The organism is Streptococcus periodonticum (assembly GCF_003963555.1).
Lineage (GTDB): Bacteria > Bacillota > Bacilli > Lactobacillales > Streptococcaceae > Streptococcus > Streptococcus anginosus.
On sequence record NZ_CP034543.1, the window covers coordinates 890008 to 915995 of the forward strand.

The window sequence follows — 25988 nt, forward strand, 5'->3', positions numbered from 1 at the left end:
GCTGGGAGGATTTTCTCCTAGCTTTTTTGACTATTTTGAGCGCTTATAGTATAGTTAAGAGAGAAAGCATTGTTTGAGGAGATTGTATGTACCAAGCGCGCAATTTAAAAGAAAGAATGACCTTATTTATCTCGATTTTTTTGCCAATTTTGATTTATCAACTGGCCAATTTTTCAGCCTCGTTTGTGGATACAACCATGACAGGGCAATACCATACGTTGCATTTGGCGGGAGTTTCAATGGCGACTAGCTTATGGAGTCCGTTTTTTACTTTTTTGACTGGTATTGTCTCAGCCTTGGTTCCGATTATTGGACATCATCTAGGACAAAAACAGGAAGAAAAAATCGCTTCTGATTTTTATCAGTTTATTTATTTATCTCTCGGCTTGTCTCTTCTCTTGTTTGGGCTCGTTTTTCTAGGTGCACCGCTTGTTTTGTCCAATATTGGATTAGAACCATTAGTAGCAGAAGTCTCTATACACTACCTCTGGTATTTGGCATTTGGTATTATCCCTTTGCTTTTATTTAGTGTTGTACGCTCTTTATTAGACGCATTAGGATTGACAAGATTATCCATGTATCTTATGTTGCTCTTGCTACCGTTGAATGCCAGTTTTAACTACATTTTAATTTATGGAGCATTTGGCTTCCCAGAAATGGGTGGAGCAGGAGCGGGGCTAGGGACTTCGTTGGCTTACTGGGTGCTGTTAGTCCTTTCGGTGGTAGTTGCCAAAAGACATCCTAGAATAAAAAAATATCAATTATGGAAAATTCGTCCTTTAGACAAAAAAGAGTTGCTGGAAGGGATTCGTCTCGGTTTTCCTATTGGCGGAACTGTCTTTGCAGAAGTTGTGATATTTTCAGTCGTAGGTTTGCTTATGGCTAAGTTTTCTTCGTTAATCATTGCCAGCCACCAATCTGCTATTAGTTTTTCCAATCTTATGTATGCTTTTCCTATGAGCATTTCTAATGCTATGGCGATTATCGTTTCTTACGAAATTGGCGCAAAGCGTCTAGACTATGTCAGAAAATATTGTGTTTTGGGAAGATTAACTGCACTTGGGTTCGCTGTTTTCACGCTGACATTTTTATATCTTTTCCGTTATCAAGTCGCTTCATTGTATGGAACCAACAAGGAATTTATACGTTTGACGTCCATTTTCTTAACTTACAGTTTATTTTTTCAATTAGCAGATACTTTCGCAGCACCACTTCAAGGGATTTTACGTGGCTATAAAGATACAAAAGTTCCATTTTATTTAGGCTTAATTGGCTATTGGGGTGTGTCGTTACCAGTTGGCTTACTATTGGATTACATGACAAATTTAGGTCCCTTTGCTTATTGGATTGGTTTAATTTCTAGTCTGGTTGTTAGTGGCATTTTATACCAACTTCGTCTCAATCATATTCAAAAAAGAAATTAGATTTATACATGATTTATCATTCTGAATCAAAAAAGAATCTCAGATTTTTATCCAAGATTCTTTTTTTGTTATTTTGTACGCATTTCACCTTGTGGGAAATAAGTCCCTTCTGGCATATCGTTGATGATGACATGAACAGCAGATTGTGGCGCGCCAGTATTTTTCACGACAGCGGCAGTAACTTCTTTTGCAAGAGCTTTCTTTTGTTCTAACGTGCGTCCTTCAAATAAATCAATTCTGACAAATGGCATTTCATTTCTCCTTTTTATTTTTGATATTTTTATTTTATCACAAATTAGGTTTTAAAGCGTGTCAGAATGTGGTAAAATAAGAAGTATTAAAAATTGGAGAATTTGGAACGAATTAAAGAAAATGGCTCAGTTGTATTATAAATATGGCACGATGAATTCGGGCAAAACAATCGAAATTTTAAAAGTAGCACACAACTATGAAGAACAAGGCAAAGGTGTTGTCATTATGACGAGCGCACTTGATACACGTGACGGTTTTGGCGTTGTTTCTAGTCGTATTGGAATGAAGCGAAAAGCAATTGCAATAGCAGAAGATACTGATATTTTCCACTTTATTCAGGAAATGCCCGAAAAGCCTTATTGTGTATTGATTGATGAAGCGCAGTTTCTATCTCGTCGTCATGTCTATGACTTAGCGAGGGTAGTTGACGAATTAAACGTACCAGTTATGGCTTTTGGTTTGAAAAATGATTTTCGCAATGAGTTATTTGAAGGCTCGAAATATCTCTTGCTTCTAGCAGATAAAATTGATGAGATTAAAACAATTTGTCAATTTTGCTCCAAAAAAGCAACCATGGTATTAAGAACAACGAATGGTAAGCCGGTCTATGAAGGTGAGCAAATTCAAATCGGTGGGAATGAAACATATATTCCTGTCTGTCGGAAGCATTATTTTAAGCCAGAAATTGACGAAATGAAGAGTTAAGGAGAGGTGTAGCAAACGATGAATATTTATGAACAACTACAAGCCGTTGAAGATCGCTATGAAGAGTTGGGGGAACTTCTGAGTGACCCAGATGTTGTTAGTGACACCAAGCGTTTTATGGAATTGTCCAAAGAAGAAGCGAGTACACGCGATACGGTAGCAACTTATCGTGACTATAAAAGGGTGCTCCAAAACATCACAGATGCCGAAGAAATGATCAAAGACGCTTCTGGCGATGCTGATTTGGAAGAAATGGCAAAGCAAGAGCTCAAAGATGCAAAAGCTGAAAAAGAAGAATACGAGGAAAAATTGAAAATTCTTCTTTTACCAAAAGATCCAAACGATGATAAAAACATCATCTTAGAAATTCGTGGTGCAGCAGGAGGTGATGAAGCCTCGCTCTTTGCCGGTGATCTTCTGACAATGTATCAAAAATACGCCGAATCGCAAGGATGGAAATTTGAGGTTATGGAAGCCTCCATGAATGGAGTCGGTGGCTTCAAAGAAGTAGTAGCGATGGTTTCTGGTCAATCCGTTTATTCCAAACTAAAATACGAATCAGGTGCTCACCGTGTACAACGTGTCCCAGTAACAGAAAGTCAAGGACGAGTTCACACTTCGACAGCAACAGTTTTAGTCATGCCTGAAATCGAAGAAGTGGAATATGATATTGATCCAAAAGATCTTCGGATTGATATTTATCATGCTTCTGGTGCTGGAGGTCAGAATGTCAACAAAGTTGCAACAGCCGTTCGGATTGTTCACTTGCCGACAAATATCAAGGTTGAAATGCAGGAAGAACGAACCCAACAAAAGAATCGTGATAAAGCTATGAAGATCATCCGTGCGCGTGTAGCGGATCATTTTGCGCAAATTGCGCAAGACGAGCAAGATGCCGAGCGGAAATCAACTATTGGTACTGGAGACCGATCGGAGCGGATTCGTACCTATAATTTTCCACAAAATCGTGTGACAGATCACCGTATCGGTTTAACGCTGCAAAAGCTAGATACGATTTTAGCTGGGAAATTAGATGAAATCGTAGACGCCTTGGTATTGTATGACCAAACACAAAAACTAGAAGAATTGAATAAATAATGAAATTAGCTCAAATTCTTGCTGAAATGGAAAAACAGCTTGAAGCAGTTGGCGAAGAAGCTGAAAGCCTCTCCTTTACCTTTCGGTCTTTGAGAAACTTATCCTTCACCCAATTTGTGCTGAAAATGCAAGCAGAAGCAACAGCAGATGATATAGAATTACTGAAAAAGATTCAATCTCAATTATTGGTTCATAAACCTGCCCAATACATTATTGGGAACGCAGCATTTCATGGACATTCGTTCAAAGTAGATGAACGAGTGCTAATTCCCCGACCAGAAACCGAAGAATTGGTCAACCTTATCTTGTCTGAAAATCAAAATAGCAGTCTGAAAGTTTTGGATATTGGCACTGGAAGTGGAGCAATTGCTCTATCTTTGGCTGCTGAGCGTGCGAATTGGCAGGTCACGGCTTCCGACATTTCCCAAGATGCTCTGGATTTGGCGCAAGAAAATGCGGAAGCAATTGATGTAGCGATTGATTTTGTTCAGTCTGATTGCTTTCAGGCGATTACAGGAAAGTATGATATTATTGTATCCAATCCGCCCTATATTTCAGAGACGGACAGAGAAGAAGTAGGACTAAATGTCCTTGCTTCAGAACCTCATCTTGCTCTTTTTGCTGAAGAAGACGGGTATGCTGTTTATCGAAAAATTGCTGAGAACGCCCAAAAACATTTGACAGAAAAAGGTAAAATCTATCTCGAAATTGGCTACAAGCAAGGGGAACATGTAAAAAAATTATTTGAGTCTGCATTTCCAAAAATGAGAATTCGCGTCTTGCAAGATCAATTCGGAAAAGATAGAATGGTAGTGGTAGATAATGGATAAAATCGAGGAAGTACTGAGCAGCGGAGGAGCAGTCGTGCTGCCAACTGAGACTGTATATGGTTTATTTTGTAAGGCAATGGATGAGCAGTCCGTCAGTCATGTCTATGACTTAAAAGGTAGACCTCGCGAAAAGGCCTTGAATTTAAATGTTTCAAGCTTAGAAGAAATTTATCAATTTTCCAAACATCAGCCTCAGTATTTAAAAAAGCTCTATCAAGCCTTTTTACCCGGTCCTTTGACCATTATTTTACAAGCTAATGAACAAGTTCCGATTTGGGTAAATTCAGGTATGAAAACAATTGGTTTTCGTGTCCCTAGTCATCCTAAAACATTGGACTTGATTAGAAAATTTGGACCTCTCATTGGTCCGTCCGCAAATTTATCTGGAAAGAGTAGCGGAGTACATTTCCAGCAAATTATGACCGATTTCAATCACGAAGTTCTTGGTATAGAAGATGATGCTTTTCTAACAGGACAGGATTCAACTATTTTGGATTTATCTGGTGAAACAGCATATATTCTACGCCAAGGTGCTGTCACTTGCGAAGAAATTCTCGCTAAAATTCCAGAAATTCACTTCTAAACCTTGACTAAATAGGTTTTAGCCCCGCTTTAAGAGAAGGGAGACTCTTATGATTTTTGACCATAAAGACTATAAAGAATATGACGCTGAGCTTTGGGAAGCCATTGCTGCAGAAGAAAAACGTCAGCAAAACAATATTGAATTGATTGCTTCAGAAAACGTTGTTTCAAAAGCTGTTATGGCAGCACAAGGTTCTATTTTAACCAATAAATATGCCGAAGGTTATCCAGGTCGTCGCTATTATGGTGGTACGGACGTTGTGGATGTGATTGAGACATTAGCAATTGAACGTGCTAAAGAAATTTTTGGAGCAAAATTTGCCAATGTTCAACCCCACTCAGGCAGTCAGGCGAATTGTGCGGCTTATATGGCCTTAATTGAGCCAGGTGATACAGTAATGGGAATGGATCTTGCAGCAGGCGGACATTTGACACATGGCGCAGCTGTTAGCTTCTCTGGGAAAACCTATAACTTTGTGCCTTATAATGTCGATCCTGAAACGGAACTTTTAGATTTTGATGCTATTTTGGCGCAGGCTAAAGAAGTCAAACCTAAATTGATTGTTGCAGGTGCTTCTGCCTATTCACATATTATTGATTTTGCTAAATTCCGTGAAATTGCAGATACTGTCGGAGCCAAATTCATGGTAGACATGGCTCATATTGCCGGTTTAGTTGCTGCTGGTTTGCATCCAAGTCCAGTACCGTATGCACATATTACGACAACTACCACTCATAAAACCCTTCGAGGACCTCGTGGCGGCTTAATTTTGACCAATGATGAAGAGTTGGCGAAAAAGATTAATTCCGCAATCTTCCCAGGAATTCAAGGAGGACCGCTAGAGCATGTCGTGGCAGCTAAAGCAGCTGCTTTCAAAGAAGTATTGGATCCAGATTTCAAAGTTTATGCTCAGCAAATTTTGGATAACGCTAAGGCAATGGTTCAAGTATTCCAACAACATGGTAATTTCCGTGTTATTTCAGGCGGTACGGAGAATCACCTTTTCCTTGTGGATGTGACCAAAGTCGTTGAAAATGGAAAAATCGCTCAAAACCTTTTGGATGATGTCCATATCACTCTCAACAAAAACTCTATCCCTTATGAAACCTTATCTCCATTTAAAACAAGTGGCATTCGTATCGGAACTGCAGCTATTGCAGCTCGTGGCTTTGGGGTAGCTGAAAGTACTAAAGTAGCAGAATTGATCATCAAAACTTTAGAGAATGCAAACAACGAAGCTGTTTTAGAGCAAGTCCGTGCAGAAGTTAAAGAATTGACCGATGCCTTTCCACTATATGAGGACTGAAATGGACATTTACGTAAAAAAAGCTATTATTCATCAATTTAGTCCATCAGACACCGACCTTCTTTTAGCAGATAAATATCTTAATATTACTCCAAAAATTGAAGAATATCTTCGCAAGAAGATTGAACGTGTCTATTCAGATGAGGCCAAAACGGGCATTTTTACCGAAGATAATGTCTTTTTATCACATATAACAAAAGACCTTTTAGAAACCTCTATCAGTATTGCCAACCTCTGGAAAGAGGAGTTTTCGGTGAGCGAAAATCAGAAAACCAACGATTTGATTTTTGTTCAATTTGACAAGGAAGGAGTAGAGCATTTTGCTTTTTTGCGTATCGCTCTGCGGGAAACCCTCACCCATTTAGGTGGAGAAGTAGACAATCCTATCAAGATTACCCAGAACAACTTGCCGGGATTTGGTACAGGCGCTGATGAAGCCTTGGTCATCAATCTTCAATCGCGTAAATACCATTTGATTGAAAAACGGATTAAATATAATGGTGCTTTTCTCAATTATTTTTCTGATAATTTATTACAAGTCCATCCTGAAATTTCTCCCAAGAAATCTATTAAAGCCTTAGAAAAAACGGCTCAAAAAGTTGCAGAGAGCTTTCATCAAGATGATTTTCAATTTCAATCCAAGATTAAATCGTCTATTTTCAAAAATTTAAAAGAAAATGATGAATTGTCTCCAGAAAAATTAGCAGATGACTTGTTCGATAACAATCTGACAGCTCGTTTGACTTTTATTGATCAGGTTAAGGAAACAATTCCAGAAACTGTTAAATTTGATGAAATTGATAGTAGTCGTCAGAAGAAAAAATTTGAAAACCAAAAACTCTCCCTTTCAAATGGAATTGAGCTTATTGTCCCCAATAACATCTATCAAGATGCGGAATCCGTAGAATTCATACAAAACGAGAATGGAACCTATTCCATTCTCATCAAAAACATAGAAGATATCCAAAGTAAATAATGTTTAAAATTCTTAGAAAATTGATCCTTCTCATTCTTTTAATCTTTGTTGGTTACAAGCTTGTTCAAGTTCATCATGATGTCAAGCAAGTGATGAACTACCGTAGCTTAGTAAGAGAAGTGCTAGACGAGCAAGATACTGCGGCCAATGAGGAACTAGTCCTTGCTATGATTTACACAGAAACAAAAGGAAAAGTTTCTGATGTCATGCAATCTAGTGAAAGTGCGACGGGTCAGAAAAACTCTATTTTAGATAATAAAGAAAGCATTCGTCAAGGTGTTCAGACTTTATCTGCAAATCTAAATGTAGCTCAAGAAAAGAAAGTAGATGTTTGGACCGCTGTACAAGCCTATAACTTTGGTCGAGCTTACATCGATTATATTGCAAAACACGGTGGTGAAAATACCCTTGATTTGGCAAAAAAATACTCCAAAAATGTTGTCGCACCAAGTTTAGGAAATGTGACCGGCAAAACCTATTCTTATTACCACCCCATCGCCCTCCTATATGGTTCTAAACTCTATATTAATGGTGGGAATTATTATTACTCCCGACAAGTTCGGATGAATATGTATATCATGAAAGTGATGAATTGGTTTTAATAAATCAAAAGGTTAGAGAGCTTTGTTTTCTAACCTTTTTAGATTAGTAATAGAAAACAGCAAAAAGATTGTTTTTTCTAAATATTTAAAATATTTCATATTTCTACTTTTATTTTTAAAACGAGAGTGCTATAATAATCACGTAGAATTCTATAATAATCAAAACGGAAGGATTTGAAAATATGAATTTTTCAGGTAAAACAGCAATTGTTACCGGTGGTGCAAACGGAATTGGCAAAGAAGTTGTTCGCGGTATTGTTGAAGGTGGTGGTAATGTCATTATTGCCGACATCAATCAAGGAGCAGCTGAACGAGTGATTGCCGAATTTGGAGCAGAACACACGAGCTTTACTTATATGGATTTAGGAAATCATGAATCTATTGTAGAAGCAATGAACAAAATAATCGCAACAGCTGGTAAAATTGATATCTTAGTCAATTGTGCTGGTGTTATTAGTGCGAAACCATTTGAACAATTAACTTACGATGAATGGGAACGCACCATTCGTATTAACCTCTCTGGTTGTTTTTCAACTATTAGTACTATTTTCCCACATTTTATTGAACAAAAGGGGGGAAGAATTGTTAATGTTTCCTCAGTAGCTGCAAAATTAGGCGGTGGTTTGCTTGGAACAGCTGCTTATGCGTCTTCTAAAGCTGGTTTGAACGGTCTTACAAAAGCAGTAGCAAAAGAAGGAGGCAAATATGGTATTGCATGTAATGCGGTTTGTCCTTCTTTTACACGAACGGATATGACTACTGTATTGTCAGAAGACCCTGAAAAGAGTCAGCGTGTCATCAACATGATTCCACTTGGACGTCGTGCAGAACCTGTTGAAATTGCTCAAATGATTCTTTTCTTTGCTAGTGACTTAGCCAGCTTCGTGTCTGGAGAAATCGGTGATTGTGATGGCGGTATCACGCTGGATGGCTAATTTTTTATCGAAAAGATGTATGGCATTCAAGCCTTGTTTTTATTTAACAAGGCTTGAATATATAGAGGAAATATGATTATGAAAATTTTTAATAAGAAAATTAAGATTCCTGGTGATACAATTATTGTTCCCATGTTTATCGGCTGTGTGATAAATACATTTTTCCCTCAAGTGTTGAAAATTGGAGGTTTTACAACCGCTATAGTTCAGGGAGCTGGTCCGCTCGTTGGAGCTTTTCTATTCTTTATAGGAGGAACAATCTCGTTAAAGAACACTCCAAAAGCTGTTGGGCGTGGAGCGGCTATTATCACATCTAAGATTGTCGTTTCAGTTGTTTTAGGTCTGTTGGTAGCAAAAGTCTTCAATGATAATTTTTTAGGTTTAAGTGCTTTGGCGATTATTGGAGCTATGTCTGTCGCTAATAACGCTATGTATGCTGGAATTGTAGAAGTTTACGGAAATGAAATTGATGCAGGTGCTGTTGGTATTACTACCTTAAGTGTTGGACCAATGGTGACAATGGCAGCTCTCAGTAGTGCTGGTCTTGCTAACATTTCTATTTGGAGTTTAGTAGGAACTATTTTACCACTTGTTTTAGGGATTGCATTAGGAAATGCTTTTCCATATATGAAAAAAGTTCTATCAAATGGTGTGACAGCAATTATTATCATTGTTGGATTCTGTTTAGGAGCCAACATGAGCTTTATGCAAATTATTCAAGGTGGTTTACCAGGTATTATACTCGGAATCATTACAACCTTAGTTGGAGGCTTCTTTGCTATTTTTGCAGATAAAGCTACAGGTGGATCAGGAATTGCTGGTGCAGCTATTTCAAGTACAGCAGCTAGTGCCATAGCTACTCCAGCAGCTTTATCGGCTGTAGATGCTTCCTTTAAAGCTGTTGAAGCTACAGCTACCACCCAAATAACAGCATCCGTTATTGTAACAGCGATTTTAACACCAATTTTGACAGCTTGGGTAGCTAAACGTGTAGATACTACAAAACAAGCGAAAACAATGAATTGATTTTAAAAGTTCACTTGTTGTTTGATGATAACGTTTAATAGTTTACTAAAGGGGAGTTTTTGGGACTTTCCTTTTTTACTATTCAACAAATCGCCTTAAATCCAAAACGTCATTTCAAACAATTCAATTGTCATTTATATCGTTACATGTTATACTTAAAAATATATCTCACAGAAAGAAGCGATAAAAATGACGAAAAAAGCGGTCCTAACTACAGGAGTTTTAACAGTTCTGATTGCTATTTCTGCTTTTTTATTTTACAACGTTAAAGCGGACGGTAAATTAGACAAAAAGAATTATGTACAATCCACTACGCCAACCCTTTTCTTTCATGGTTATGGAAGTAGTGCCAATGCGGAGCGGCATATGACGAATGCAGCAAAAAAAGCAGGGGTAACAAAAACAGTTATTCGAGCAAATGTTGATAGAAATGGTGCAGTTACGTTAAGGGGAGACATTCCCAAAGGTGCTATCAATCCAATCGTAGAAGTGAATTACGAAGACAATCGCAATCCCATTGATGTTGGACGATATGCAAAAGCTGTCGTCAGCAAGCTACAGGAAAAGTATGGCTTTACAAAAATGAATATGGTAGGTCATTCTTTAGGGAATATGTCGATTTTGTATTATCTTTTAGAACATGCTCAAGATGAGAACTTGCCACAGCTGCAAAAACAAGTGAATATCGCAAATTTCGTTGCCGGTTTAGAAGCTATGGGCTTATCATCTGATGTGAAAGTTGACAAAACAACTGGTCAGCCTAATCAAATTACGCAAACTTTCCAAAGATTATTACCATTACGTGAAGTATTCCCACAAAATCAAATTGATGTGCTAAATATCTATGGAGATTACAAAAATGGCTCAGACGGTTCTGTTTTAAATGCTTCATCTCGCAGCTTGAAATATTTGGTTGCTGATAATGCCAAATCTTATCAAGAAAAGAAAATTACCGGCAAACTAGCACAACATAGCCAATTACATGAAAACCAAGAAGTAGATAAAATACTGATTCAATTTTTGTGGGGAAAATAAACTAACAAATTAAAAAAGCTAAACTTTAAGAAATAAGAAGTTTAGCTTTTCTGTTTCTATTCCCATTCAACGATAAAATAAATTCTAATTATCGTTGATTTTTCAGTATTTTTAGCTATTTTGATTTATTTTGGCGACAATTTTGGCGACCTTTTAGATAATGCTTGGTTGCCATTAAATTGTATCATTGTTTTGTTTGCGTGCTTAATTGAAATTAAGCCAGTCATTTCGTCAGCTAGTTCTTTATCAACACCTGACCATAAGTGAGCGTAGTGTTTCAATGTAATTTCAGGGGAAGAATGCCCTAAACGTTTAGAGACTATAAGAACAGAAGCGTTTAATTCATTGATAAGATAAGAAGCGTGAGAATGTCTTAATTCTTTAGCTTGTATTTCTGGAACATTTGCTAATTTTGCATATCGCTTGATTATTCTTGATATGGTTGATTTCAGCATGGGATTTCCATCATAACTAAGAACGAAATTTATTTTTCCCAAACTTGCTTGGCGTTCTTTCCAATTTTTGAGTACAGCAATCGTATCATCATCTAATGAGATGGTTCGCAAGCCAGAATCTGTCTTGGTGTGATTTTGTCGAAGCCAGTTTGATTTGTTCTTCATAATCAACATATGATTAACCGTAAGCTGTTTTTTATCAAAGTCAATGTTATTCCACCACAAAGCAGTACCTTCGTTTACACGCAATCCTGTACAAAAATAGAGCCATAATAAAACGAAGCATAGATGTTCATAGAAATCATCAATATAGATATGACTGATAACTTCTTCAAAATCTTGTTTTGTCCAATATTGAGAATGTGTTTTACCTTTTGGGATTGCTTTAACTTTCATTGAAACATTCGTATCAAGAAATTGCATACTCACAGCAAACTCTAAAGTTTTACGAAATATTCCAAAAGTTAAACTAGCGTATGATTGAGAGTAATTCCCACCATTTTTTGAGAGGAGCCATGTTCTGAAACTCTGTACATCCCTAATAGAAATATCTTTGAGTTTCTTTTTCCCAAATCGCTTTATAACTAAATTTAATGTAGGTTGGCGCGTAGAATATGTATGCTCACTAACTTCTGATTGATAATATGGTAAATAGGTCGTATTCATGAACTGCTCGTAAGTCATATCATAATTTGAATAGCCGTGTGATTGTAGGTAGTCATTTTTCACTCTAATAGCTTCTGTGTATGCTTCCTTAGCAGATGAAAATTTCTTCTTGTTAGCATCTTTTCGTGCTTTTTTCTTAATACGTTTACCTGTAATATTATCAGTTCCTAAACTAACCTCATAGTAGTATTGTCCTTTCTCGTCAATATAAACATCTTGAAAATTTGTCTTTGCCATAAGTTACCTCTTTCTACTCTAGTAACCTAAAGCCAAGAACTTTTTCAACAGCACTAACTGGAACTGTACCCAGTCGTCTATTGCTATAAAGTGTATAACCTTGTTTTACCAAATTATTCTTGGTTTGTCTAATAATTTGTTGAGCGGTAGCTTTTGGGAAACCTAGTTCAACTAAATATATATAATCAATTGTTTTAATGTTCATCTTGCTATCCTCTTGTTATTTTTTCTTAAATATGAGACAATAGCAACAACAGAAGTAGTTGTTGACTATTTTTGTTGAGTGTTTGGGTTATCGTTGTTAGTTTGGTCGCTGGCATTGATAACCTTTTTATTTTTTAGGTTCATATTATCAAAAATTGTATTGATAATATGTTCCATTGCTGTATCTTTATCTAATACCTCGGTAGCAGTAGAAAATGAATACGAATGAAAAACTGGGAAAGCGTTTTGTCCTTCAACTTGTTCATTCTTTTCTGGAACTGAGAGTAGAAATTTATCCGATTCTGGAATATAGACTTGATAATCAAATCGCCTAATAAATTGCCCATTGTCCTCATTTTTATTACCTACAGCTTGAGAGAAAAAAACACTTGGTAGCAATGTACTTGTGATAATAATTAGCTTAGCAGAACCCATTTTATTGTGATACCTTGCTGATATAGGACTAATCATGTAAGGGTCTAGTAGTTTTAACCAGTCAGAAACGGTTAAAGTTTCTCCTCTTACGTCATCGAGCAATAATAGCTCTTGTCCATTGTATTCATCGAATGCGTTCCTTGAAGCGGTGAGACAATAGGATAGATTATAGTCATAGTTTTCTTTAGCAATATTTTGCAAATGATGAATCAATTCCATACTAAATTTAGTTTTTCCAACTCCACTATCCGCCATAATAAATAGAGCAGATTTTTTATAGTTTCCTGTTTCTAAATCTATAATAGCCTGATAACTTTTGCGTTCTCCGACTGTATCTAATGCTTCATTAATTCTCCTCTTATGCTGACCATAGATAGCGTAATACTCATCTGTAAGAAGAATATTACTTTTACTGATTTCTCCCGCTAGAATTTTTTCTATTAACCAATCTACACCGAGGTCAGTCTCTTTAGCTTTTTTGGTTGCTCTACCTCTGACCCACGTTTCAATTTTCCGTTGATATATACTTTTATAGCTTTCGCCAAGAACAGTAATAACTTCATCTGGAGAATACTGATATTTTTCAGGAAAATCCTTGGCATGTACCATATATGCCAAACAATTATCATAACCATATCGACCAGATTTTAATCTTTCAAGATACTGTGGTTCAACACCAATAGCAAGAGCGATTTTCTTTAATGATGCCCCTTTTTCAAATTTTAGAAGAGCATGTACGTGTTCTTCTTTATCGTTAATTTCATTTTTCATCTTGTCAGGATTCCAAATAGTTACTTTGTCTTTATCGTGTTTGATTATATATGCTTCTTTGGCAATGATATCATGTTCTTCTAATTTTTGAATAATCATTTCTAATAATGGGCGACAGTTGCCATCCTTTGCTTTTTGAATTACTGATTTGTAGTCATCAGATAACCAGTATTCTTCTTCAAGTTGTTGAACAAGCATAATTGCTGTAAGATTAGCTTCTTTTTTAGCCATAATAAGAATTTCTCCTTTTTAATTATTCTATTAATTTTTCTCTTGATAAATCAAGGATTTGAAATTTGATAATTTACTTCAAAGCCTTGTCCTATCAATCCTTTTTATATGGCAGAGCGGCTTGACAAGCCCAGCGCTCTGCAGGCGTTAGACATAGTTAGAATTAGTTTTGTCTCCTCTTTTCAAGATGACCGCCCCTGTGACTCGTCGGTTTCGTCATGAATCATTTGATTCAACTGACAGATGTCGCTAGTCAGTTAAATCAAATAATTTTAACTCTCATCAAACCAAGGTGTTTCATAAAAGTGTGGAACTTCCCACTTTTTACCAGAGCCAATAATACGAGCGATTCCCTGACCTTTTCCATAGCTACGTTTAGGCATGTCGGCAAATCCACTCATAAGATACTTACGTTCATCTGCTGAATCTGCTGCACCCCCAAGCATGATTACAGCATCTGAACAATTGACACGAGCTAACGAAGGCAAAAAACCTTCTTTTGTCGCAAACTGTGATATAGCAATGATATGAATACCAGCAGCTCCACCAGTGGCTGATAAACGGTTAATAGCAGTAGTCCACCGTGAAGTGATTTTGAGCTTTTTATCAACCTTATCTAATGATTCAAGAGAAGCGTTAAGATTCCCCAACTCATCAAAGAATAGACCAATATCTGGCATGTTATCCATTTCGAGATATTTTTCCTTACCTGCTTCATTGATTTCAGCTAATCGTTCATCCATCACGGAGCACCAATATTCAGCACGTTCTACAATCTTAGTAGGGTCAGATTGTCCGTTAAACTCTTTTACATACCGGTCATATTTGGCAGAATTGTATTCTACCATCCAATCCTGTAGCAACATTAAGTTAGCCATGTACCGACCAGCTAAAACTGATTTTCCTGCTCTAGTACGAGCAATTATACTCATCATAGGGGTTATATCAGAATACCAAATGAGGTCTTTAGACAGGCGAATGGCATGTTTATTATCACTGATAAACTCTTTTAAGGATTCTGTATTGTCTTTTACATGCAACCTTTGGGAAGTCAGCGTATCCTCGAAATAGAAAAGGATATAGCTATCACCAGCTGTTAGTTCTGAGTTTACAATGGCAAAACGTTGATGCTTTCCAGCAAGTATCCCTGATACTCTTTGTTCAAACTTTTCACGGTCGGCACGCTCCCAGTTGGCAATGTTTTCAATGGCAATATATCCTTCTGATAAATTATCATCAATCCAAACATGGATTTCAGGCATTTCGTTGCCATATCGAGTATTGTTTGATAGCTTGAGAACATCAATGATTTGCTTAGAATTAAATAGTCGCTTCAATCTTTTGGATAATCTATCGGCATCGCTAGACATGCTTGGTATTGAAATAGTTGATACCTCTTCACGTTGATACCAAAAGTATAGTAGCAGTAGTAAGTTGATTAAATCTATTATAATCATGTATAATAGATGTGTAAAAAAGTATTTTGTTAATATAGTTACCGTTTGGCTTATGAAGATAATCAAAGCAGTTAGAATAGTAGTAACCACTAGGGCTATCAGAGAAAGTTGATAGCCCTGAGGTTTACAATTTGGAGTTGGTTTGACCCTTCTATATTTGCGCTTAACCATTGTTGCTACGAGTTACTACAGATACCGATTCAGCAGCAAACCAAACTGTCTTATCCATGAATCCGCCACGAACATTTTTGAAAACTAATGGTGTACCAAACTTAGCATCAACTTTAGTAGGCGCTGTAACTGTATATTCCAAATCATTGTTAGTATCAATAATTGAATAGCGGTACTTTCCATTGTGTTCTTCAGGTGCTGTAATTGCTAGCACCTGCAATGTAGGAATGTATTCAACTGTGTATTCCGCACCAGTCTTTTCACTGGTCTTAAGAGTCTTTTCAGTTTTTTGTAAAGTAACTTCTTGTAAATTTTTTGAAAATGATTGATATGTAATTTTTGCCATAGTATGTTCTCCTCTATTTAAGTAAGTAATCAATAAAATCAATAAGCACTTGATACAGTAGAGCCATATTCGACCCTGGAGTTTGCTTATGAAAAGGGATATTTGAAATCAATACTTGTTGCCTTAAATATATATCAGGTGGTTTTTCAAGTAATTCATTCATAAGTCTTTTGGTTCTGGTTTCATATCGCTTGTCAGTAAAATTTGCATTTTTCTTCAGCAAATACTGTTTCAACCAATCACTTATAAAATTTTCATTCTCAGTCATCTCGCTAAGCTCCTTTCTTTTTTATGAATACATTATATCGAATCAAAACGAACATAAAAAGAAAAATTAAATCCTTAATAAAACCTTGAAATTATTTGAATAATAGTATAAAATAAAGCAAAAATTAAACGAACAATTTTATTTAAAACGAACACTTGGGAGAAAATAATATGAAAAAATTAACTAACCCTATGCTTATAGCTTTATACAAGTCATATCAAATTAACTACGAAAGTTTAGCAACTGATATGAAAAATCGAATTAGAACGCAAGCGAATCGTATTTATAAAAAAGAATTTGGTAATAGAAATTGGGATGCATTAACTTTAAATGAGCAAAATTATTTTATTCTACATTGCATGAAAGATTATATGATCGGAGAACTTAAAGATGTTCTTTATCGTTCAAGGCCATCAAAAGTTAAAGAGGTAATAGAAAAGATTGAGTCGAAAATTAAGGAGCAGTATGTTTCGGAAAGTGAAGTTATCAAGCAATATAACGCAGATTTGGAAAAATTGTATACCAAAGATGAGAATGGTTATAGCAGATTCGGAGATTTACAAGATGAAATATTAGAAATCTATAAATCAGGCGACGATAGCAATAATTTTGCAACTGACATACGATTAAGCACTATTGATACAAAAATTGATGTCATTTTAAAGATTATTCAAGAAAAGTTGAGTGTTCATATAGATATCAAAGCGATTGAAGACTGTTGTAAATATTTGATAAAAAATGATTTAAATAATGATGACATTATCCAGTTAGAGATTGATGAACAATCATCCGTACCTGTAGAGGTTCAACAAAAGATTATTGAATCTAATCAAAAGTATTTTGCTTATAGGATACAAAAAGAAAATCTAGAATTTTATAAGGACAAAGAGTGAAATTTGACAAATTTAAAACGATTCTTACTTTTATTAGTAGGAATCGTTGTTTTATGTATCTGGGATAAATTCTATAATGTCGTTGGGTTTACAATCTAAAATATTACAGAGTTTTTCAAGTGTTAAAAGCGTAATATTCTTATTCTTTTTAAGGCTATCAAGTGTTTTATTATCTATACCTGATTTTAGGAGTCGATACTGTGAAATATCTTTGTCTTTCATTGTTTGCCATAATGGTTCAAAACTTATAATAGTAATCAACTCCTTTCATTACTATTATAAATAGAATGTGTATTATTTCATATTGTGTATATATCCACAATATGTTAAAATAAGATTTGGAAAGAATTATTTCCAATAATAACTTTTAGGAGTATAACAATGAAAAAAAGAAGTTTATTCATTCTCGCTTGTGGAGTATTATTTGCAAGTGCAGCTCTGACTGCTTGTTCAGCCAATCAGTCTACCAATTCACAGACACAAAACGCAAAAGCGAATGTACAGAGTGCAGAAGAAGTCAAACCAATTGGGTTTATGAAATTAGCTAATGAAGATACTGAGCGTATTTGGTTTGATACGTATAAAATATCTAAAGATGCGAATATAACTGGTTTATATGTTATAAAAAATGGTAAAGCAACATACTATCATTTAGTTACTTATACATCAAAAAGTGGTGTTGAAAATGGTCCACGTTGGTCTGATGAACTATTAACGTTATCAGATATCAAAAATTTATCAAATAAAGAAATCACTGAAAAGGCTAAAAAAATTGATAGAGAAGCATACGATTCTTATTTTCAATCATTTTCAGATATAGTGGATACAGCACTTATAAAATGGCCAAGTGATAGTGAAAATCATCTTTATGTTCCAGCCCTTGAAAATATTAAAAGTAGTTTGTCAAGTTTACAGGGAGATTCGGGCTATAAAGCTTATCGCAAACGTGTTACTGAACAAAAACTTTCGGCAAAAGTTGCGACTGATGATACTGGAAATACAATTGTCAATGAAGAGATTGAATTACCTACTTTTGTAAAATATACAGCGGACTTCTTGGATTCAAAATCATTAGAAGTAGATAGAGAAAGTCGTACTTTAAAAATTGATACCTCATCGTTTAACATTGGTGATATCTATGATTCAAAGTATGCTGCTTTTGGAAAGAGTCCATTAATCACACGAGATATGCCTGAAAAGTCATATCCATATTTGGATATATTAGGTACGAAAAATTTAGTAGAAGAATAGATAATAAGAGAAGGAAAAAATATGGAGTTTATAAAAAGTACAGTTGATACTGATTAAAGATTAAGTGATGTTAAGAAAGGAAACATACTATGAAATATCAAAAAATTGTAACTGGAGCAAGTTTGTTAGGATTAATTACTTTTTTGTTACCTGTTGTTTCAGGAGGAGGATACTCGCTGACACCGATGAGTTCAGCAGTAGCAAATTACTTAGGTGCCCCATCAACACTGCTATTATTTGTTCTTTGGTATGGAGCATTTGTTGCAACTTTCCTCCTATCCTTAGTGACGAGTAAGTCCATTGTGTTTAGCAAAATTCAATTTGGCCTTATCCTCCTACTAAATGTCTATGCGATTTTCATTCAGCTATCTATCACTGGTGAGCTGTTAGGACATTCAGGAAGCCTTGGTTTTGGAGGGATTCTGTATTATCTTTGTGCTGCTGCAAGTTTCTTTGCTGGAGTGATGCTATTCAAAGAGGAAGGATTTCGTATCAATCAGGAAGATTTAAAAAAAGTAGCGAAAAAAAGTATAGCTTTTGGAAAAACAACAGCTAAAGTAGCTACTAAGGTTACACAGACAGCAGTATCAGAAGTAAAAAAAGAAATTGATAATCACAAGTTGAATTCTAAAAAATAGCCAATTTACAAAAAAGAAGTCCTAATTTTTATTTAGGACCTCTTTTTTTGGAGACACTTTGGAGACAATCCAAATGTATTTATCTCATTTTAACACTTTTTATAATAGGTAAAATGCTGTTAAATCAAGGATTCTTAGCCAAAGTTACTCTTATATATTATTCCCATTCGATAATTATAAAGACGTTCCGTGTGTTGATTTACTAATAAGTAATACAGATTCTAGCAGGGAATTTAGCAGGGAATTTTAAAAGAGGACAAGTGCTTCATGAATCAAAAATTAATAGCGATAGATTATCTATCTAAGCATGTTGAAGAGAACATTGAATTTGACAATATCAGTTACGAGAGCAATGTTTTTGACTATATAGAATTAGATGAAAAACTACTTCCTAGTGAGTATCAAAAAGTCTTTGAAGGAAACATAGTCAAAGTAGATATCTACATGTATGATGCAGTATATATTTACTTCATAAGTTTACTAGATTCTCCTCAAATAGGAAGTTTACTGGGAGTGGCAAAGGAACGCCAGTTGTTAGAATATAAATTTCTTAAAGAAAGGTAAGTAAGATGTTTGGTTTAATCTTAGTTTTAGAAGTAATAGCTTTAGTAGCTAAATCTGTTTCGAATGAGTTAAAGAGAAAAAAGTAATCTGTCTAAAATAGGTGTATCTATAATTGACAATGACAAGCGATATAAGTTATTTATCTGAGTTATAAAAAATACATGACAAAAAAGGGGATAAGCAATGAAAATAGGATATATTAGGGCATCAACTAAAGACCAAAACTTAGCTAGACAGATTGAAATGATGAAACAAGAGTGCGTTGAAAAGTTATTCAGTGAAAAAGTTAGCGGTAAAGATATGAACCGTAAAGAATTAAAAAATTTATTGGAATTTGCAAGAGAAGGTGATGAAATTATAGTAGCTTCTCTTGATAGATTAGGTAGAGACTATCAAGACATAAAAGAGATTGTCAGACAATTACAACAAAGGTGCATTAAATTAACTATAGTTGATGCGCCTTTTTTAAATTTCAATACAGGAAACAATACACTAGATACAGCTATGTTTGATATGTTCCTATCCTTATTAGGCTACATAGCGCAAAACGAACGTGAAAAAATCTTAGAAAGACAACGCCAAGGCATCCAGTTAGCTAAACAGCGTGGTGTTTATAAAGGCCGCCCTATCCAATATCATGAACATGCTAAAAATGCTACAGATAGATTAATATACCAAAACGTTAAACGAATGCTTGATGAACAAATTCCTGTTACCCAAATAGCTAAGGAAAATGGTATATCAAGACAGACAGTGTATATTATTCAGAAAAGAATTAGATAAAGAGTAGTTCTTAATTGCAATCAATGGTCTTTTTGTTGATTTTGTCTAGGTCATTTAGCAGTTGATTTGTCTTAGAAAGGGTAGTTAAATTTATTGTAGGGGGGATTATTTAAAAATGGCATTAGAACAAACACACCCTAGTGATTGGAATAAAATTTATATGGAGTTGGCTTCATTGATAGGAAAAGAAAATACTATTCTGTTATACACTCATTATAAAGGAGCTTATATTAATTTTCCCATGAGATTGTTATCAAAGGAGGGATTACAAAGAATAGTTTATTCCGAATTTAATGGAAATAATTCAAGAGATATTGCAAAAAAATACGGGTATTCTGTTAGGCATATTAATAGAGTAGTACAAGAAAAAAGTAGTAGTAAGTAAATGGAGGATGTTATATATGTTTTGTAAAACATGCGGAAAAGAAGTAAATCAAAATGCTGAATTTTGTTTAAACTGTGGAGTAAATCCACAGAGCGGAAATGCTCACTGTCATAACTGTGGAGTAAATACAAATCCAGAACAAGTTGTTTGTGTAGCATGCGGAGTCAATCTTGAACAAAGGAATGCATCAAATGGTTACAACAGTGCAGAAAGCTCTAAAGCTTTCTGCAAAAGTTGTGGAAGTAAAGTTAATGAGAAAGCTGAGATATGTATGACTTGTGGTATTAATCCATTAAATGGTCATAATTATTGTCAAAATTGTGGAGCTCCAACCAAAGCTGAGCAAGAAATTTGTACTTCATGTGGTGTAAGAGTTAGCGGTATGAAGATTAATAGTAGAGCAAGAGGTAGAGAATCATTTGGCTCTACTATGGGAAGTTTCTCATATGGATCATACTCCGAATACTATCAAAATGAATTTTCTGCTATAGAAAGAAGTAATGAAGAATATCAAGGAAAGTTTAATTGGTTGGCATTTTTGTTCACACCAATTTGGTTACTTACAAAAGGTATGTGGCAACTAGCGTTAATAGTTTCTGTCATTTATTTCTTTCCCCTTGTTGGAGTTCTGGTTGCTCTAATTTTTTGTTTCTTAATTGGACGCAAGGCGAACTATCTATACTATAGAAAAGAGAAATATGGAGAGCAATTACCGAAAGATTGGAGTATATTCTTCGATTTTATTAATCAGAAATAGTAGAACATAATTCTAACAATAAAAAGACACGGTACTCTTTTTTGAAAAGGTGCTGTGTCTTTTTATAATAAGTTGCTCTGTAAGTGATATGTTGTCATAATAGACATAAAAATTTTGTGCCATGGCAAGATATAGTAAAATCTACTGTATTAATATATTATGTAATTGAGGTAGATGAAGATTAGCAGAGATAGCGTTATATCGATAACCTATCAATATCTCAAATTCTTAAAATTAAGCTAAAAAGTGGAGGAATTCAATGGTCAAAAAACAGTCAAATGTTAGCATCAAAATAGAGATTATAGAATCTAGTAATCGACACCATCGCTATGTGCTCTCCAAACAATGGAGTAATAAACCTATGGTAACAGTTCTAACTCTGTACCCCAGTTCTAGTAATTTAGTAGAGGATGATATGACTATGATGTTGATTACAAACAATGTCTATAAATTAGGGTACGGTGGTTTCTATAGTGTTAATTTGTTTTCTAAATATAAGATTGATAGGAAAAACTATTTGAAAGCAACCAATGTTGACAATGATGACCACATATTGGAATGCGCGAAAAAATCATGTAAAATAATATTTGCTTATGGTTCATTGCCTCTAAAAAATAAACAAGTGGCACACCGTCTTAATGAATTATATCACTTGCTTTTAAATAATCAATTAGATGATAAAATAACATACTTAACAGATGACCAGGAAGAATTATGTTTTCATCCATTGGCTAGTCAAGTAAGGAAAAAGTGGTATACTATGAATAGAAAGAAGTAATATTATGATAGCAATAAGTTGTATAAAAGAAAATATATTTTATGTTCGTATTAACAATCTACAAAAAATAAAGGATGCAGAAAATATATTAGTAAGGAAAGTAACAGTAGGGTGTTTTGATACTAAATTACATCAGTATTTTTATAAAAGATTATTAGCATGTATGATTATCTTGAAAAATTCTAAAAAGTTTCAAGAGGATTATCCAAATCTATTTGATGATATTATTGAAAGAAAAGACGATTTTGCTAACTATCCCGATTCATTAGAAGATTTAACGAAAATAGATGATTATATAAAATATAAGAAAAATCGCATTGACAATATAGAAGTTTCTAAACCAGTAGCCTATCTTTTATTTATGCTCATTTCATTCTATAATTTAAATGGACTATTAAATGATTTTTACCTAATGTTTAATCGCACCTTTGCTTATGAAAAGGAACAACTAGTCATTCAAAACTTGGATAGCTTGTTAAAAGATGATTTTTTATTATCAATGCTTATTTTCGGACTTGATGAACTGGGATTACATGAGGATTCTTCCGAATACTTTGAATCACTTCAAGCAAAATATATAGAAAAAAGTAATTTTTACCAAAAAGTAATTCAAGAGAAAGAACTTATAGTATCTGAATCTTTTAAAAAATCAGTTAATATAAAAGAATTTCTTATTGAAGATGACGATAAAATCCGCCTAAGGGAAAATGAAGTATTTGAAAATCTAAAGAATATGACACGAGAGGAAAGGGCACAGACCGAGGAACTCATTTTAAGTTTATTTGTATTTAACATTTCACCAAAGCTACGACAGGAAATTGAGGAGAAATCCTACCTAAGTAGTCAAATCTCAAGCAAATCACTTTCATTAGAAGAAGCTATTCAAAAAACACATTTAAGAAAAGACCTCGAGGAATATCAATGGATTCAACCTTTAGAGCGAGCCTATCGATATATAGATCAGGATATCGCAGTCTTATTTGCAAATAAAGATATTTCTTGTAAACTAATACCATTCTTTCCTTAGCATAAAAATCAGATATTGTCAACCCTCTTCCCCACCCTTGGAAGAGGGCTTTTTTTATGATAAATATGTCTTATAATCTATGTATCTTTTGAAAAAAAGAAATAAATTTATAAGAGGTATCTTAACATGATAGATAATAAGATTGCTACCAATTACGTGCGCCAAGTGCGTCAAAATGAAATATCGAAAGATATGGTTATATCAGAAGTTCAAAAAACTATAGATGTACTAAGCGCTTATGGTATTCGTAGAGTTAATTTACGCTTATTAGGTGGGAGAAAAGCTGAGAATCAAGTGTGTCAAATTGATGATATTGATGTGCCTACAGTTGTGTCAAATGATATAAAGACTGCTTACTATACAACATTCAATGAGATTAATGATGACTGTGAAACAGGAAGCATAGCAATCAAAGATAGCAATATTTCCTCCTATCGTTTTATGTTGATTGATGTAGACCCAGAACGACCAAGTGGCACCTGCGCTACAGAATCAGAAAAGCAATCAGCTATTACGATGACTAATAATATTTTAGAATGGTTTGAGACTAATGGCTTCGCACAAAAGAATATCATTGTTGCAGATTCAGGAAATGGTATGCACTTATTAGTTCCATTAAACTTTATACCAGCAAACAGTGCAAAAGTTACGGTAAAGGCGTTTTTGAACTTGCTTTCTAAGAAATTCTCAAACAAAGAATCTAAAATTGATACTACAGTATATAATCCTAGTCGTATTACACGTCTGTATGGAACTGTCAATTGTAAAGGGGAGAATATTTCTGAAAGGCCATATCGCCAAAGTAAATTACTAAAAATACCTAGCGAGATACCAGATGGTTTAAATAATGAGGACTTAAATTTATTACTTAAACTATTAAGAGACTCTCTTGAGGAGAAAGAAGTAGTAGTTAACAATCCAGAAGTCTATGAAGAAATTCCCTACATAGTAGCAAGAGGAAAGGAGTGGTTAGAGCATTATAATTTTGAGTTCTCTACACCTAAAAAAGACGAATATGGTAATGAACTGTACCCATTCAAATGTTGTCCATTAAAAAATCACTCTAATAACAAAAATGGAGCAAGTTTTACTATTACTAAATATGGAAGATGTCGGTTTAAGTGTCTTCATGAAAGTTGTTCCAGTAAAACAATTAATGATTTCATGACTAAATACCCGTATCCTAAAGAATTCCTATTAGGAGTAAAACCTTCAAGTAAAGAAGTTCCAACTTTAGATGGTTTACTTGCAGGAGAAAAATATACTTACGGGGACTATGAGATTAGTAAATCAGGGATTAAGAAATTCAGTGATAAAAAGATTGAAACTCTTTCATCTACACCTTTCTTTATATCTCAAAGCTTTCTTAATGTTGATACAAACCAATTTCAATATGAGTTACAGTATCTCATTCAAGATAGGAAAGGTACTCAGAAAATATCAGCTAGTATTCTATCGCCTTACAAACTATCTGATTTGACTAATTATGGAATTATTTTAGGGTCAGCACCTCAAAAAGTACTGGAGTATTTGGATTATCAGATAAATCTTGCTCCTATCCAAAATACCCATTCCTATGTGGGATGGAAGAAAAATAACTTAGACCAACTAACGTTTAGGTTGAATAAAAATTATGGGGATAGCGAAGTAAGTCTATTAGCCGATGACTCATTATTTAAAATATCATCACAGGGAACATTTAAGGACTGGAAACAAATGGTCATAGATAATGTATTAGAAACCAATATGGAGATTGCTCTATGCGTGGGGTTCAGTTCAATCATTCTAGGATATCTTTCAGTTACAGACAAACCAGACATTGGTAGTCTAATCATCAATTTTTATGGTCAGTCTACGAGCGGTAAGACAACAGCTCTACACTTAATAAATAGTATCTATGCTAAACCGACAGAAACTATGTATTCTTTTAGTGCTACTCAAAATGCTTTATTAGCTATATTAAATGAAAATAAAGGAGTTGTAACAACAATAGATGAATTATCAGCTTCAAAAAGCTCTGACCTATCAGAATTACTGTACCAGATAGGACAAGGTCAAAGCCGTCTAAGATTAAATTCAGCCTCTACTTTACATCAGCAGTTTAGGTTTAATACAGTCATCGCTACTACCTCAGAAATCCCTATGGCAAACTATCTTAACTCAAACCAAGGTTTACATATGAGGTACTTAGAATTAACATCAGATAGAGGATGGACTAAAAACGGAGAAGTTGCTGATGCAATTAAATTAAAATGCTCACAGTGTTATGGAGTGGCTAGCTATACATTCATGACAAAACTTTTTAAACATGAGAAAGGAGCTCATTACATAAGTGAAGTTTATAGTTCAGCATATACTGAATTATTGGAAAAACTTCCAGATACTGAATTTAAAACTCGTATCGGTGCTTCCTATGCGATAATCTATACTTCAGCAATTTTAATTAAAGAATTGCTGAACATAGACATCACTGTAGAAAAAGTACGTGACTTTTTAGTGGAGACGGAAAAAGTAGCACTAGATAAACGAGGAGAAATCCCAAATGATTTGTATGATAAATTAGTGACCTATACCTTGTCACATCCTAACTTGTTCCATATTAAGGACAGTTATAGTAGAGTGGGAAATAAGGTAGGAGTTATTAAGCAGAACAAAGGGACGTACCGAGCTTTCTTCTTTAGAGATGAGATGGAAAAAGTACTGAAAAAAGATTTTTCTATATCTAACATAGAAAAAGCAGTTCAGTTATTGAAAAGTCAAGATAAATTAGTTACCGATAAACGACGATTGACAAAATATCTCATCATTGAAAGTAACCGATTTCCTATGTACTGCATAGAATTACCAGCAGGATGGAAAAGAACTGCCTTGGAATTTGGGATATTAAGGGAGTATTAAA

The 25988-nt window shown here is 34.6% G+C and carries 29 protein-coding genes; 21 read left to right on the forward strand and 8 right to left on the reverse strand.

The window, feature by feature from the left end; genetic code table 11:
- Positions 1 to 86: 86 nt before the first annotated feature.
- The gene (locus EHW89_RS04320; protein ID WP_126466878.1) at positions 87 to 1424 is read left to right on the forward strand and encodes an MATE family efflux transporter; all 1338 of its coding nucleotides are present in this window, start codon (positions 87 to 89) and stop codon (positions 1422 to 1424) included.
- 68 nt (positions 1425 to 1492) lie between these two features.
- Here the strand turns inward: EHW89_RS04320 and EHW89_RS04325 are convergent, their stop codons facing one another.
- Positions 1493 to 1693, reverse strand: a complete 201-nt coding sequence (locus EHW89_RS04325; protein WP_261974381.1) for a 4-oxalocrotonate tautomerase — start codon at positions 1691 to 1693, stop codon at positions 1493 to 1495.
- Positions 1694 to 1796: 103 nt separating this feature from the next.
- Here EHW89_RS04325 and EHW89_RS04330 point away from each other — a divergent pair, with 103 nt between their 5' ends.
- From EHW89_RS04330 to EHW89_RS04375, 10 genes are all read left to right on the forward strand, one after another.
- Positions 1797 to 2381, forward strand: a complete 585-nt coding sequence (locus tag EHW89_RS04330) for a thymidine kinase (protein WP_003024566.1) — start codon at positions 1797 to 1799, stop codon at positions 2379 to 2381.
- An 18-nt stretch (positions 2382 to 2399) separates the two neighbouring features.
- Positions 2400 to 3479: a peptide chain release factor 1 gene (gene prfA / locus EHW89_RS04335; RefSeq protein WP_126466880.1), complete on the forward strand. Its 1080-nt coding sequence runs from the start codon at positions 2400 to 2402 to the stop codon at positions 3477 to 3479.
- On the forward strand, positions 3479 to 4309 hold the full coding sequence (prmC, locus tag EHW89_RS04340; protein ID WP_126466882.1) for a peptide chain release factor N(5)-glutamine methyltransferase: 831 nt from the start codon (positions 3479 to 3481) through the stop codon (positions 4307 to 4309). Before prfA ends, prmC begins: the two co-directional genes overlap by 1 nt.
- Positions 4302 to 4892, forward strand: coding sequence for an L-threonylcarbamoyladenylate synthase (locus tag EHW89_RS04345; RefSeq protein WP_126466884.1), 591 nt, complete (start codon positions 4302 to 4304; stop codon positions 4890 to 4892). The genes prmC and EHW89_RS04345 overlap by 8 nt, the downstream gene beginning before the upstream one ends.
- A 49-nt stretch (positions 4893 to 4941) precedes the next feature.
- Positions 4942 to 6198, forward strand: coding sequence for a serine hydroxymethyltransferase (glyA, locus tag EHW89_RS04350; protein ID WP_126466886.1), 1257 nt, complete (start codon positions 4942 to 4944; stop codon positions 6196 to 6198).
- 1 nt (position 6199) lies between these two features.
- Positions 6200 to 7174, forward strand: a complete 975-nt coding sequence (locus tag EHW89_RS04355) for a nucleoid-associated protein (RefSeq protein WP_126466888.1) — start codon at positions 6200 to 6202, stop codon at positions 7172 to 7174.
- The gene (locus EHW89_RS04360; RefSeq protein WP_126466891.1) at positions 7174 to 7776 is read left to right on the forward strand and encodes a lysozyme family protein; all 603 of its coding nucleotides are present in this window, start codon (positions 7174 to 7176) and stop codon (positions 7774 to 7776) included. The genes EHW89_RS04355 and EHW89_RS04360 overlap by 1 nt, the downstream gene beginning before the upstream one ends.
- Positions 7777 to 7958: 182 nt before the next feature.
- Positions 7959 to 8711 carry an SDR family NAD(P)-dependent oxidoreductase gene (locus tag EHW89_RS04365; protein ID WP_003029712.1) on the forward strand — a complete coding sequence of 251 codons (753 nt, stop codon included), beginning with the start codon at positions 7959 to 7961 and terminating at the stop codon, positions 8709 to 8711.
- A gap of 78 nt (positions 8712 to 8789) precedes the next feature.
- Entirely contained in the window at positions 8790 to 9737 is a 948-nt protein-coding gene (locus tag EHW89_RS04370) for a 2-keto-3-deoxygluconate permease (RefSeq protein WP_080554330.1), read from the forward strand.
- Positions 9738 to 9926: 189 nt separating this feature from the next.
- The gene (locus tag EHW89_RS04375; RefSeq protein WP_126466893.1) at positions 9927 to 10772 is read left to right on the forward strand and encodes an alpha/beta hydrolase; all 846 of its coding nucleotides are present in this window, start codon (positions 9927 to 9929) and stop codon (positions 10770 to 10772) included.
- A 125-nt stretch (positions 10773 to 10897) separates the two neighbouring features.
- Here EHW89_RS04375 and EHW89_RS04380 read toward each other — a convergent pair whose 3' ends face one another.
- The 6 genes from EHW89_RS04380 to EHW89_RS04405 form a co-directional block, all read right to left on the reverse strand.
- On the reverse strand, positions 10898 to 12130 hold the full coding sequence (locus tag EHW89_RS04380; protein ID WP_126466895.1) for a tyrosine-type recombinase/integrase: 1233 nt from the start codon (positions 12128 to 12130) through the stop codon (positions 10898 to 10900).
- A 13-nt stretch (positions 12131 to 12143) separates the two neighbouring features.
- A complete protein-coding gene (locus EHW89_RS04385) occupies positions 12144 to 12335 on the reverse strand; it encodes a DUF3173 family protein (RefSeq protein ID WP_126466897.1) in 192 nt (63 codons plus the stop codon).
- A gap of 65 nt (positions 12336 to 12400) precedes the next feature.
- Positions 12401 to 13771: a Rep family protein gene (locus tag EHW89_RS04390; RefSeq protein ID WP_126466899.1), complete on the reverse strand. Its 1371-nt coding sequence runs from the start codon at positions 13769 to 13771 to the stop codon at positions 12401 to 12403.
- A 272-nt stretch (positions 13772 to 14043) separates the two neighbouring features.
- Positions 14044 to 15141 carry a cell division protein FtsK gene (locus EHW89_RS04395; protein WP_405194483.1) on the reverse strand — a complete coding sequence of 366 codons (1098 nt, stop codon included), beginning with the start codon at positions 15139 to 15141 and terminating at the stop codon, positions 14044 to 14046.
- Positions 15142 to 15391: 250 nt separating this feature from the next.
- Positions 15392 to 15745: a hypothetical protein gene (locus EHW89_RS04400; RefSeq protein ID WP_006267943.1), complete on the reverse strand. Its 354-nt coding sequence runs from the start codon at positions 15743 to 15745 to the stop codon at positions 15392 to 15394.
- 13 nt (positions 15746 to 15758) lie between these two features.
- Positions 15759 to 16013, reverse strand: coding sequence for a hypothetical protein (locus EHW89_RS04405; RefSeq protein WP_006267790.1), 255 nt, complete (start codon positions 16011 to 16013; stop codon positions 15759 to 15761).
- Between the two features lie 170 nt (positions 16014 to 16183).
- On the opposite strand from EHW89_RS04405, the gene EHW89_RS04410 reads away from it, so the two are divergent.
- The gene (locus EHW89_RS04410; protein ID WP_020997785.1) at positions 16184 to 16906 is read left to right on the forward strand and encodes a protein kinase family protein; all 723 of its coding nucleotides are present in this window, start codon (positions 16184 to 16186) and stop codon (positions 16904 to 16906) included.
- 51 nt (positions 16907 to 16957) lie between these two features.
- On the opposite strand, the gene EHW89_RS04415 is transcribed toward EHW89_RS04410, so the two are convergent.
- Positions 16958 to 17128, reverse strand: coding sequence for a helix-turn-helix domain-containing protein (locus EHW89_RS04415; protein WP_006267696.1), 171 nt, complete (start codon positions 17126 to 17128; stop codon positions 16958 to 16960).
- A gap of 159 nt (positions 17129 to 17287) precedes the next feature.
- Between EHW89_RS04415 and EHW89_RS04420 the strand changes: the two genes are divergently transcribed.
- From EHW89_RS04420 to EHW89_RS04460, 9 genes are all read left to right on the forward strand, one after another.
- The gene (locus EHW89_RS04420; RefSeq protein ID WP_126466903.1) at positions 17288 to 18157 is read left to right on the forward strand and encodes a hypothetical protein; all 870 of its coding nucleotides are present in this window, start codon (positions 17288 to 17290) and stop codon (positions 18155 to 18157) included.
- An 89-nt stretch (positions 18158 to 18246) separates the two neighbouring features.
- On the forward strand, positions 18247 to 18795 hold the full coding sequence (locus EHW89_RS04425; RefSeq protein WP_020997787.1) for a hypothetical protein: 549 nt from the start codon (positions 18247 to 18249) through the stop codon (positions 18793 to 18795).
- A 267-nt stretch (positions 18796 to 19062) separates the two neighbouring features.
- Positions 19063 to 19359, forward strand: a complete 297-nt coding sequence (locus tag EHW89_RS04430; RefSeq protein WP_003034423.1) for a hypothetical protein — start codon at positions 19063 to 19065, stop codon at positions 19357 to 19359.
- A 183-nt stretch (positions 19360 to 19542) separates the two neighbouring features.
- On the forward strand, positions 19543 to 20142 hold the full coding sequence (locus EHW89_RS04435; RefSeq protein WP_003033123.1) for a recombinase family protein: 600 nt from the start codon (positions 19543 to 19545) through the stop codon (positions 20140 to 20142).
- Between the two features lie 115 nt (positions 20143 to 20257).
- Positions 20258 to 20527 carry a Mor transcription activator family protein gene (locus tag EHW89_RS04440; protein ID WP_018543484.1) on the forward strand — a complete coding sequence of 90 codons (270 nt, stop codon included), beginning with the start codon at positions 20258 to 20260 and terminating at the stop codon, positions 20525 to 20527.
- Between the two features lie 16 nt (positions 20528 to 20543).
- Positions 20544 to 21284, forward strand: a complete 741-nt coding sequence (locus EHW89_RS04445; protein WP_126466905.1) for a DUF2628 domain-containing protein — start codon at positions 20544 to 20546, stop codon at positions 21282 to 21284.
- Positions 21285 to 21543: 259 nt separating this feature from the next.
- Positions 21544 to 22062 (forward strand): DUF1643 domain-containing protein, encoded by a 519-nt coding sequence (locus EHW89_RS04450; RefSeq protein WP_106380260.1) that lies wholly within the window; start codon positions 21544 to 21546, stop codon positions 22060 to 22062.
- Positions 22063 to 22066: 4 nt separating this feature from the next.
- Positions 22067 to 23089: a hypothetical protein gene (locus EHW89_RS04455; protein ID WP_126466907.1), complete on the forward strand. Its 1023-nt coding sequence runs from the start codon at positions 22067 to 22069 to the stop codon at positions 23087 to 23089.
- 126 nt (positions 23090 to 23215) lie between these two features.
- A complete protein-coding gene (locus EHW89_RS04460) occupies positions 23216 to 25987 on the forward strand; it encodes a DUF927 domain-containing protein (protein ID WP_126466910.1) in 2772 nt (923 codons plus the stop codon).
- Position 25988: the final 1 nt, after the last annotated feature.

Bases quoted from the DNA above. Each gene is read 5' to 3' on its own strand.
- EHW89_RS04320 (WP_126466878.1), top strand. From the start codon at position 87: ATGTACCAAGCGCGCAATTTAAAAGAAAGAATGACCTTATTTATCTCG.
- EHW89_RS04330 (WP_003024566.1), top strand. From the start codon at position 1,797: ATGGCTCAGTTGTATTATAAATATGGCACGATGAATTCGGGCAAAACA.
- prfA (WP_126466880.1), top strand. From the start codon at position 2,400: ATGAATATTTATGAACAACTACAAGCCGTTGAAGATCGCTATGAAGAG.
- prmC (WP_126466882.1), top strand. From the start codon at position 3,479: ATGAAATTAGCTCAAATTCTTGCTGAAATGGAAAAACAGCTTGAAGCA.
- EHW89_RS04345 (WP_126466884.1), top strand. From the start codon at position 4,302: ATGGATAAAATCGAGGAAGTACTGAGCAGCGGAGGAGCAGTCGTGCTG.
- glyA (WP_126466886.1), top strand. From the start codon at position 4,942: ATGATTTTTGACCATAAAGACTATAAAGAATATGACGCTGAGCTTTGG.
- EHW89_RS04355 (WP_126466888.1), top strand. From the start codon at position 6,200: ATGGACATTTACGTAAAAAAAGCTATTATTCATCAATTTAGTCCATCA.
- EHW89_RS04360 (WP_126466891.1), top strand. From the start codon at position 7,174: ATGTTTAAAATTCTTAGAAAATTGATCCTTCTCATTCTTTTAATCTTT.
- EHW89_RS04365 (WP_003029712.1), top strand. From the start codon at position 7,959: ATGAATTTTTCAGGTAAAACAGCAATTGTTACCGGTGGTGCAAACGGA.
- EHW89_RS04370 (WP_080554330.1), top strand. From the start codon at position 8,790: ATGAAAATTTTTAATAAGAAAATTAAGATTCCTGGTGATACAATTATT.
- EHW89_RS04375 (WP_126466893.1), top strand. From the start codon at position 9,927: ATGACGAAAAAAGCGGTCCTAACTACAGGAGTTTTAACAGTTCTGATT.
- EHW89_RS04380 (WP_126466895.1), bottom strand. From the start codon at position 12,130: ATGGCAAAGACAAATTTTCAAGATGTTTATATTGACGAGAAAGGACAA.
- EHW89_RS04385 (WP_126466897.1), bottom strand. From the start codon at position 12,335: ATGAACATTAAAACAATTGATTATATATATTTAGTTGAACTAGGTTTC.
- EHW89_RS04390 (WP_126466899.1), bottom strand. From the start codon at position 13,771: ATGGCTAAAAAAGAAGCTAATCTTACAGCAATTATGCTTGTTCAACAA.
- EHW89_RS04395 (WP_405194483.1), bottom strand. From the start codon at position 15,141: ATGTCTAGCGATGCCGATAGATTATCCAAAAGATTGAAGCGACTATTT.
- EHW89_RS04400 (WP_006267943.1), bottom strand. From the start codon at position 15,745: ATGGCAAAAATTACATATCAATCATTTTCAAAAAATTTACAAGAAGTT.
- EHW89_RS04405 (WP_006267790.1), bottom strand. From the start codon at position 16,013: ATGACTGAGAATGAAAATTTTATAAGTGATTGGTTGAAACAGTATTTG.
- EHW89_RS04410 (WP_020997785.1), top strand. From the start codon at position 16,184: ATGAAAAAATTAACTAACCCTATGCTTATAGCTTTATACAAGTCATAT.
- EHW89_RS04415 (WP_006267696.1), bottom strand. From the start codon at position 17,128: ATGAAAGACAAAGATATTTCACAGTATCGACTCCTAAAATCAGGTATA.
- EHW89_RS04420 (WP_126466903.1), top strand. From the start codon at position 17,288: ATGAAAAAAAGAAGTTTATTCATTCTCGCTTGTGGAGTATTATTTGCA.
- EHW89_RS04425 (WP_020997787.1), top strand. From the start codon at position 18,247: ATGAAATATCAAAAAATTGTAACTGGAGCAAGTTTGTTAGGATTAATT.
- EHW89_RS04430 (WP_003034423.1), top strand. From the start codon at position 19,063: ATGAATCAAAAATTAATAGCGATAGATTATCTATCTAAGCATGTTGAA.
- EHW89_RS04435 (WP_003033123.1), top strand. From the start codon at position 19,543: ATGAAAATAGGATATATTAGGGCATCAACTAAAGACCAAAACTTAGCT.
- EHW89_RS04440 (WP_018543484.1), top strand. From the start codon at position 20,258: ATGGCATTAGAACAAACACACCCTAGTGATTGGAATAAAATTTATATG.
- EHW89_RS04445 (WP_126466905.1), top strand. From the start codon at position 20,544: ATGTTTTGTAAAACATGCGGAAAAGAAGTAAATCAAAATGCTGAATTT.
- EHW89_RS04450 (WP_106380260.1), top strand. From the start codon at position 21,544: ATGGTCAAAAAACAGTCAAATGTTAGCATCAAAATAGAGATTATAGAA.
- EHW89_RS04455 (WP_126466907.1), top strand. From the start codon at position 22,067: ATGATAGCAATAAGTTGTATAAAAGAAAATATATTTTATGTTCGTATT.
- EHW89_RS04460 (WP_126466910.1), top strand. From the start codon at position 23,216: ATGATAGATAATAAGATTGCTACCAATTACGTGCGCCAAGTGCGTCAA.